At 68.8% G+C, this 8,684-nt stretch carries 6 protein-coding genes and 1 pseudogene; 2 read left to right on the forward strand and 5 right to left on the reverse strand.

Features of this window, described 5'->3' with window-relative positions; translation table 11 throughout:
• The first annotated feature begins 38 nt into the window (after nucleotides 1-38).
• Nucleotides 39-1,280, forward strand: a complete 1,242-nt coding sequence (locus G6N33_RS25505; protein ID WP_044505944.1) for an NAD(P)/FAD-dependent oxidoreductase — start codon at nucleotides 39-41, stop codon at nucleotides 1,278-1,280.
• Here the strand turns inward: G6N33_RS25505 and G6N33_RS25510 are convergent.
• The 4 genes from G6N33_RS25510 to G6N33_RS25525 all read right to left on the reverse strand — a co-directional run bounded on the left by G6N33_RS25510 (nucleotide 1,254) and on the right by G6N33_RS25525 (nucleotide 7,904).
• A complete protein-coding gene (locus G6N33_RS25510) occupies nucleotides 1,254-3,371 on the reverse strand; it encodes an NAD-dependent epimerase/dehydratase family protein (RefSeq protein ID WP_044505943.1) in 2,118 nt (705 codons plus the stop codon). The two genes, G6N33_RS25505 and G6N33_RS25510, sit on opposite strands and share 27 nt — an antisense overlap.
• A 104-nt stretch (nucleotides 3,372-3,475) precedes the next feature.
• Nucleotides 3,476-4,954 carry an acetyl-CoA acetyltransferase gene (locus tag G6N33_RS25515; RefSeq protein WP_044505942.1) on the reverse strand — a complete coding sequence of 493 codons (1,479 nt, stop codon included), beginning with the start codon at nucleotides 4,952-4,954 and terminating at the stop codon, nucleotides 3,476-3,478.
• A 67-nt stretch (nucleotides 4,955-5,021) separates the two neighbouring features.
• Nucleotides 5,022-7,424: a CaiB/BaiF CoA transferase family protein gene (locus G6N33_RS25520; RefSeq protein WP_044511780.1), complete on the reverse strand. Its 2,403-nt coding sequence runs from the start codon at nucleotides 7,422-7,424 to the stop codon at nucleotides 5,022-5,024.
• A 60-nt stretch (nucleotides 7,425-7,484) separates the two neighbouring features.
• Entirely contained in the window at nucleotides 7,485-7,904 is a 420-nt protein-coding gene (locus G6N33_RS25525) for a GNAT family N-acetyltransferase (RefSeq protein WP_231382390.1), read from the reverse strand.
• On the opposite strand from G6N33_RS25525, the pseudogene G6N33_RS25530 reads away from it, so the two are divergent.
• Nucleotides 7,861-8,262: pseudogene (locus G6N33_RS25530) on the forward strand (transposase); the annotation flags it as partial. The gene G6N33_RS25525 and the pseudogene G6N33_RS25530 overlap by 44 nt on opposite strands.
• A gap of 132 nt (nucleotides 8,263-8,394) precedes the next feature.
• On the opposite strand, the gene G6N33_RS25535 reads toward G6N33_RS25530, so the two are convergent.
• On the reverse strand, nucleotides 8,395-8,646 hold the full coding sequence (locus tag G6N33_RS25535; protein WP_155945856.1) for a hypothetical protein: 252 nt from the start codon (nucleotides 8,644-8,646) through the stop codon (nucleotides 8,395-8,397).
• Between the last annotated feature and the right edge of the window lie 38 nt (nucleotides 8,647-8,684).

An 8,684-nucleotide genomic window follows, 5' to 3' on the forward strand; every position in this document is an offset into this window, starting at 1 on the left:
GAGTAGGCTGGGAACGCGACACGAACGGAGCATCGATAATGGCCAGTTCGACCACTTTCGTCATCGTCGGCGGCGGCCTTGCTGGAGCGAAGGCCGTAGAAGCCCTGCGGGACAGCGACTTTGACGGTCAGATCATTCTCTTTGCCGAGGAGTCGCGGCTGCCCTACGAACGCCCGCCGCTGTCCAAGGAGTACCTGGCCGGCAAGAAGACACTTTCCGACTTCACAGTGCACAACTCCGACTGGTACGTGGACCGCCATGTCGACCTGCGACTCGGATCGCCGATATCCCGCGTGGATCCCGGCGGCCACACCGTGGCGGTCGGCGACGGCACCACCGTGCACTACGACAAGCTTCTACTGGCTACCGGGTCGGCGTCGCGGCGGCCCCCGATCCCCGGGGCTCGGGCTGACGGTGTCTACTACCTGCGCAGCTACGAGGACGCCGAGCTGTTGGATGCCGTTCTCACCGAAGGATCTTCGCTGGCGGTGATCGGCGCCGGGTGGATCGGGCTCGAAGTCACCGCGGCCGCCCGGCAGCGTGGCGTTGACGTGACCGTGGTCGAGGCCGCCAAACAACCCCTGCTGGCGGCGCTCGGCGAAACCGTCGGGGAGGTATTCGCCGCGCTGCACCGCGACCACGGGGTCGATCTGCGACTGGATACCCAGGTCGACGAGATCGCCACGATCGGCGAAACGGCCACCGGGCTACGGCTGCGGGACGGCTCGATGGTGGCGGCCGATGCGGTGTTGGTGGCCGTCGGCGCACAACCGAACATCGAACTCGCCGAGCAAGCCGGGTTGTCCATCGGGTCAGGCAGACAGCGCGGTGTCCTCGTCGATGTCTCGCTACGCACCAGCGATCCCGACATCTACGCCGTCGGCGACATCGCCGCCGCCCAACATCCGCTGTACGGCGAACGCATCCGCACCGAACACTGGGCCAATGCGCTCAAACAGCCGGCTGTCGCTGTCGCTGGAATGATGGGCACGCCAACCGAATACGCCGAACTACCGTACTTCTTTACCGACCAGTACGAGCTCGGCATGGAATACGTCGGGTACGCGCCAGACTTCGCCAACGTGGTGTTCCGCGGCGACGTCGCCGGGCGCGAATTCGTCGCGTTCTGGCTCGACGGCGATAACCGGGTGCTGGCCGGGATGAACGTCAACATCTGGGATGTGCTCGACGACGTCAAAGCCCTGATTCGGTCCGCGGCCCCCGTCGACCCGGACACCCTGGCCGACCCGCAGTCACCCCTCGGCGATCTCCTGGGCTGACGTCGGGTCGACGGGTACCCAGGCATGATCGATGACATCGGGCAGCCGCAACGCTTGCAACCGTTCCCGTTCGGTGCGACGCCGCTTGATCCGCAGCCGGGCATCGGCCGGCATGGTGACCAACTCGTCGCAGGTCAGGTAATACACGTCGTCCGCAACGTCGACTGCGTCGCTGGTTACGCAGCGAGACCCTAACTCGCGCAACGCTATTCGTAGTTCGTGCGTGTAACGCAGCGTGGTGTCGTAGGCAGTCTCGCGCGACGCCCGGGCCTTGGTCGAGATGCGCTGGATCAGCGACGGCGGGGCGTCGGGCTGGTCGGGTTCGGCGGCAGCCTCGGCCGCCGCAGTCAGCAACATCGCCGGGTCGTCGCTGTAGACGCGGCTGGCCAGCTCAGCTGCCCCGGGCCCCCGGTGCCCGATCCGGGCGACCGCGGCGTCCAGCAGGGCGGCGGTGGACGGGGACAAGGCGCGGATGCTGGCCAGGTTGCCGTCCTGGGCCATCGCCCGCAGCGGCGGATCGGCGCGTAAGGCCGCGGTCAGCTCGCTGATCTCGGCCGCGACGCGATGGCTTTCCAGGATCGCGCCCAGCCCGGGCACGCGGGCGTCCTCGTCCTCCAGCGCGGCGGCCGTGACGCCGGTATCGATCAGCCACAGCGCGGTGAGGATCCAGCCTTGGTGAATGCGGTCCCGCAGCAGCCGAACTCGGACACCGAGGCTCGCCTCGGGCAGCAAACTCAGCTGCGCAGGATCCCACTGTTCGACGTCGGCGGCCGCGGTGTAGGCGCGGGTATCGGCCCTGAGGTGGCGCAGCAGCGCCAGCGATCGGGTGGTGGCCACGACCTTGGCCAGCGAGCCCAGCGTGCCGCCCACCAGCCGCGGCTGACCGAACGGCAGCACGTCTCCCACCTGCGGCTGGTCGACCAGCGCCCGCTGGACGAGCGCCTTGTCGTCCCAGCCGGGCAGCTGATGGGCGGCGACGACGTTGGCCGACACCCCGACATAGGGCCGGTGTCCGAACACCGCAATCGCCCGGCTCCCCCACTCGTCATCGATCACGCCGCCGAGCGCCAGCGCCTGGCTCAGCACCCGACTGGCGGTGCGCAGCCCGCTCAGCTGAACGTCCAGGGTGATCGGGGTCAACGGCCCCGGCAGTGCCTCGGCGAGGCCGTCGGCGGCGAAGACAGGGAAGCGGGGATCGATGCGATCGTCGAACTCGCCCTCCAAACCCTCGGGCGCGGCGCTGTGCAGCTCCTCGGGTCCGGCGGGCGGCGCGACGACCTCCACGGGAAGCGCCATCTGCGCTCCGTGCAGGGTCGCACCCGCGGCGCCGATCCGCCGCCCGACAAGTCCGCGTCCGGTGTCGGCGACTGCGTCGAACGCCGCCCAGCCAAACTCGAATCCCCAATCCTCTTGGACCGCAACGGGATCGAGCAGCGGAATCAGCCTCGGCCAGCCCGGAATCCCCCGAATGTGGGACCGCGGGTCGACGGCGCGCAGCAGCCGCCATGCGGTCACCACATTGATGGTGTCCGGTGTCGCGACATCGACCACACCGGTGCGATCGGTGTCCAATGCCAACGCCAAGAAGCGCACCAGGTCCTCGAGGTGAAGCACCCGCATGGGCTGCGCGGAAACCTTCGCGCGCAGCAGTGTGGCAACGGTCCGGCACACCATCCAATCGAGCTGCCGACCCACCGGCGGCGCGATCCGCACGATCAGACTCGGCCCCAGGCTGGTGGACACCAAATCCTCGGCCGGTTCGTAGACTTCCGGTTGCCCGGCGGCTTGGGACACGAACAGCAGTCGCGCGCCGGCGCGGGCCGCGGCGTCGGTGACGTAGGCCACCCCGTTGAGTTGGGCGCTGCCCGGCACGCCGGGTTCGACCGGTGCCAGGTGGATCACCGCGTCGGCCGCATCAGCCAGTGTTTGCAGGACAGGGTCGCTCAACGGGGCGCAGACGTACTCGACCGCGGGATCCAGGCGGACGTCGGGGTGATCGGAAATGCCGGCGACCGTGTGCCCGGCAGCGATCAGCTGGCGAGTAACCAGCCTCCCGACCGTGCCGGTGGCGTCGGTAACCAGGATGTGCACCTGGGCTCACCTCCCCCAACGTCCCCTCGACAATATGCGGGTCACCACCGCTTGCGCGAGCGTTACTCGTGAATTGCGCTGGCCTGGCGCTTTATTCCGGGTGCCTACGACAGCGTGGCGCTGCCATCGTTGGCGACGGCGATCTTGGCGCCACCAATATCTTCGACGACAGTAGCTCGCGCCGCATCAGAATCGGTGATTACCGCCAGCGCCCGCGAACCGTCGGGTGTGCGTACGGCGACGAAGGCCTTTTCCGGTTGCCCCTCCCGGTCGAACGGTGTCGTCCACGCTTCCACGGTGCCGACGCCGTCCCATTCGATCAGCGCATCCCGCGTCGGTTCCCGCTTCACCGCGGGTTGAGCGTTCTCCCAACGGAATTCGCTCGGCGGTTCGGTGCTGTAGACGCCGAAACTGTGCTTGGTCAGGTAGCCGCCGTTGGCGGTGATCAAGGCGCGCCGCCCCGGATTGGCCACCAGCAACTCGGCGACGGTGGCGATCGAGTGCATCACGTAGTTGCTCCACGGGCCGCCCGCAAACGTCAGGCCGCCGGTAACGGTCAGCGGGCGTGCCGGGTCATCGGGGCTCACTCCGAGCTCGGCGGCAGCCACCTGCACCGCGGACGGGAAACACGAATACAGATCGACGTACTCGACGTCATCGATACCCAGCCCGGCGAGCTCCAACGCGCGTGCCCCGGCGATGCGGATCGCCGTCGAGCGGTGCAGCTCGTCGCGCTCGGCGATCGAGGGCGTGTCGTAGGCGTCGGTGCCGGCGTGCGGGTAAATCCACTGCTCGGCGGGGATCTGCAAGCCGGTGGCGTGCTTCACCGACGTCAGCACCAGCGCCGCGCCCTGATCGACCATGTTGTTCGAGTTCATCAGCTTGGTGTACGGCCAGCTGATCATGCGGTTCTGCGGGGCGGGTCGGGCGATCTCCGCCGCGGTGACCGGGGTGCGGATCCAGGCGTGCGGGTTGTCGACCGCGACCGCGTTGAACCGCGCCCACAGTTCACCGATCCGAGCCAGGTGGTCCTCGACCGACTCGCCGTTCGCCAGCCGCAGCGCCTGCTCGAACAGCGGATACACGTAGGCCGGGCGATCCAGCCCGATCCGTATTTCGGCCTCCCCGGCCATCGGCACGTCCTCGCCGCTGACCGGCGCCATCGGCACCGACTGGACGGTCCATTCCAGCTTGGCGCCCTTGGCGTGCAGCCCGCGCCGGGTCCGCCAGGTTTCGGCGCCGGTGATCAGCACCACGCCGGCGCGGCCCTGCTGAATGTCCAGGCAAGCCTGATTGAGCAGCATCTGCGGGACGTTGCCGCCCACCGGGCTGTACAGCGTGGTGAAGTTCCGCGCGCCGATCCGGGCGCCGACGAGCAGCCCGGCGTCGCGGTAGGTCGCCGACAGCACGTTCACCACCCGGACGGAGTCCACGGCTTCCAGCACCCGGGCCGGGGCGGCTTCGCGGGCGGCAGCGACCATCAGGTCGACGGGCTCGATCGAACGCTTTTGCGGGTCGATCTCGTCACGGTGATTGACCTGGCCGTAGCCGATCAGCACCGGGGTTCTGGGGTCGACGGGCATAGGACGAACCTATCTCGGCGCGCCCGCGGGCCGTGTCGGCGGCCCGTCGGCGGGGACGGCGTCGGGCTCAGTCCTGCTCAGTTTTGCTGGGGGCCTCGAACAGCACCCGGTCGGTGATCAGCCGGTCGATCTCCTCGTCGCTCATGCCCAGCAGCTTCCGGCAGATCTCGCGGGTGTCCTGGCCGGGCAGCGGCGCGGGACGAGTGGGCGCCGGCGGGATGTGCCGGAACGGCGCCGAGCCCGTCTCGGCCGGCATCGGCAGCTTGACCAGCGGATGCGTCATCTCGCTGAGCAGCCCGCGCTCGACGAGTTGCGGGTCGTCCAGAATGTCGGGCGGGCGATTCATCGGGCCGGCCGGGATGCCGGCCGCCTGCAGCGCCGCGGCGGCCTGCGCCGGCGCCCGGGCGCGGGTCCAGGCGGAGACCAACTCGATCAGCTCGCGCCGGTGGGCCAGGCGCGCTTCGGCGGTGGCGAACCGCGCATCGTGCGCCCACTCCGGATGTCCGAATAGCGCGGTGGCGCAGTGCCATTCGCTGTCGGACTGAATCGAAATGACGCACCACTCGTCATCCCCGGCGCACGGGTAGACCGCGTGCAGGCTGATGTCGTCACAGACTTCAGCGGCGTCGGTTCGCGCCGCGGCCTGGGTGACATACAGGGTGTCCAGCTGGTTAACGACGACCTCGGCCTGCGAGATGTGGACATGGGCCGGATCGCCGGTGCGGTCGCGCCGGATCAGCGCCGCGAGTGCCGCGATCGCGGTGACGCGGCCCACCACGTGGTCGGGGAAGATCGTCGTCGCGTCGTAAAACGGATGCCGCGAGCTGTCGGCCGCGGCCTGCTGCGACGTCCACAGCCGGGTAACCCCGGTGGTCGCGCGCACCAGCGGGCCGTAGCCCATCCGCCGGCTCCACGGGCCGCGGTTGCCGAACGCGCTGCTGCCCGCCAGCACGATCCGGGGATTGAGCGTGCGCAACGCTTCGAAAGAAAAGCCAAGGGCGGTCAGGGTTCCGGGTTTGAAGTTGGCGAACACCGCGTCGGCCTGGCCGACCAGCCGCCGGAAGATGTCCTTGCCGTGCTCGCTGCGCAGATCCAGGCCCAGGCCGCGATGATTGCGATGCGTCCACGCGAACGATTCGCTGATCACGTCCCCGAAGCGGGACTGCCGCAGCCCGTCGGGATAGTCGGCGCTTTCCACCTTGATCACGTCGGCGCCCAGATCACCGAACAGCCGGCTCAGCTCTCCCCCGGCGACGATGACGCCCAGATCCAGAATCGTCAGATCGCGGAAGGGGTGCTCGCCGACCGTGCCGGTCGGTGCGGGTGCGGCCGCCGGCTCGGCGGGCCAGCGCGGTGGGTCGGCGCCGGGCGCCCGGGCAGGCGTCCGGAAACCGCAGCGCTCGTCGTCGACCACGAAGTAGCCCGTGGGCACGTCGGTCTGCACACCGGGGACGAGCTCGGCGTGGGTGATCGCGCCGACGGCCTGGAAGTGTTCGGAGGCCAGAATCCGCGACGGTGTCAGCACCGCCGCGATGGGCACCCCGTGGGCCTGGCCCTCGGTGACCAGTTCCTTCATCGTTTTGTCGGCGAACAGCGCGTCGACCAGGACGGCGATCTGCGGCCACGCGGCGAACCGGGCGGCCAGGGTGTCGTACTTGGGGTCCTGGAATTCCGCCGGCTCCCCCAGCCAGCGGCGCAGGCCGTGCCACTGCCGCGGCGCCATCACGCAGAGCCGGACGTAACCATCAAGGCACGCGCAGATCGGGTAGGGGTCCTGGTTTTTCGGGCGGCCCCGCCATGCGCTGCTGCGGTGCCCGGCCGACGCCTGCCCGTGCGCGCCGAAGGCGGGGTCGAGTGCCATGACGACCGCGTCGAAGCGGGAGAAGTCGATGTAATCGCCTGTGCCACAACGCAGTTTGTTGTAGTACCCGACCAACGTGGCCCAGGTCGCCTGCACGGCGGCGGTGGCCGAGGCGATGCCGTCGGGCGGCAAGACCGGGGCCCCGATCGTGGGCCCCGAGCGCGACAACGACCCCGACATGGCGAACAGCACCGGATCGGTCGCCCGCCATGACGCGCGTGGACCCGTCGCACCGAAGTCGGTGATCGACACGACGACCAGGTGGGGATGCCGCTCGGCCAGCTCGGCGCCGGAGCTGCCGAACGCGCTGGCCTGCCCCGGGAAACCGGCGTCAACCACGATGTCGGCGGTCGCGACGAGTTCGAAGAAGCTGCGGCGGTCGTCGTCGTCGCGCCCGTCCAGCACCACGCTGGCCTTGTTGGCGTTGTGCACGGCGAACGGAATGCTGGTGTCCGCCAGCGTCGGCCGGGCACGGCGAGCCGGGCTGCCGCCCGGCGGTTCGACCTTCACGACGTCGGCGCCCAGGTCGGCGAGCAGGCGGGTCACCGTGTCGACGACACCGCCGGACAAGTCGAGCACACGCACCCCGGCGAGCAACCGTTCGGCCATCCGCTCACCGTACCGGGCGCGCATCGCGGTCAATGTTTCGGTGGCCAAACCCGTAGTCGCTCAAGCGCGTTCGATGTTGTGGCGATAGCGCACCTCGGTCACCTCGACGCCGCCGTAGGTCGAGGTGCGCCGCGCCCCGTCGCAGTCCCAGCCGTCGCGCTCGTAGAATCGCCGCGCCCCGACATTGCCGTCCAGCACCCATAGCGCGGCCCAGCCGACGCCCACCCGGCGGAGCCGACAGCGCGCGGCATTCATCAGTGCCCGGCCGACGCCGCGGCGCAGATGCGCCGGCTCGACGTAGATCGCCATCACCTCGCCGAAGTTCGACAGGTCGGGGTCGCGGCACAGGCCGGTGGTGACCAGACCGCACACCGCCGCGCCGTCGACGGCGACCTGAGTGGCCGGCAGCGCGAACCCCACCCGGCCGAAGGTGTTGCGGTCGCTGACCGCTCGAGGGCTGTCCGGGGTTGGGTTGGTCACCAGCGACGCCCCCGCTGGGCTGCTGGCCGCGATCGGGGCCACCCTGCCCGGAGCGGCCTGGCAGCGCTGCAGTACGCACTACGCCACCAACCTGATGGCCGTGACCCCGAAGTAGTCCTGGCCGTGGGTGCGCACCCTGCTGCATTCGATCTACGACCAACCTGACGCTGATTCCGTTGCAGCCCAATATGTTCGGATCGTCGATGCGCTTGACGACAAGCTACCCAAGGTCGCCGATCATCTGGAGAACGCCCGCCCGGATCTGCTGGCGTTCACCGCCTTCCCGAAGCAGATCTGGCGCCAGATTTGGTCTAACAACCCCGAACAACGGCTCAACAAGGAAATCCGGCGCCGCACCGTACACCACGTCCCTGGACTTGACCGCAAACGGCCAGTCGTCGAGGCTTCCGCCCGCCTGCGCCCCCCAGTGTTGCAAACACCACGATTACATCCGCCGCGCACTCGGAAAGCTTGAACAATCTGCCGACTATCAGCACGGAAAATACGGCGGTGTCGAATATCGCGGGTCACCAATAAAGGTCGACATCGTGTCGCGCGCCGCGGTGATTACCGGGTGACGCTCCGAGTAATCGACGACGATCGTGTGCTCTACGTTGGTCGCATCGAGCACCGCGCGCACGTCTATCGCCGCCAACAAAAGCCGGCACACCCGGCTCCCCGAGGCACTTGCCCACACCCTGATCGCCTGCAAACCGTCACGAAGGCGAATTTCTTGTGGCACACGGGTTATTGAACTATCAAGTCAGATTGGTCTTGCGG

Source organism: Mycobacterium simiae, assembly GCF_010727605.1.
Lineage (GTDB): Bacteria > Actinomycetota > Actinomycetes > Mycobacteriales > Mycobacteriaceae > Mycobacterium > Mycobacterium simiae.

Coding starts and splice junctions, on each gene's coding strand:
- G6N33_RS25520 (WP_044511780.1), bottom strand. CDS start 7,424: ATGGCCGAACGGTTGCTCGCCGGGGTGCGTGTGCTCGACTTGTCCGGC.
- G6N33_RS25505 (WP_044505944.1), top strand. CDS start 39: ATGGCCAGTTCGACCACTTTCGTCATCGTCGGCGGCGGCCTTGCTGGA.
- G6N33_RS25515 (WP_044505942.1), bottom strand. CDS start 4,954: ATGCCCGTCGACCCCAGAACCCCGGTGCTGATCGGCTACGGCCAGGTC.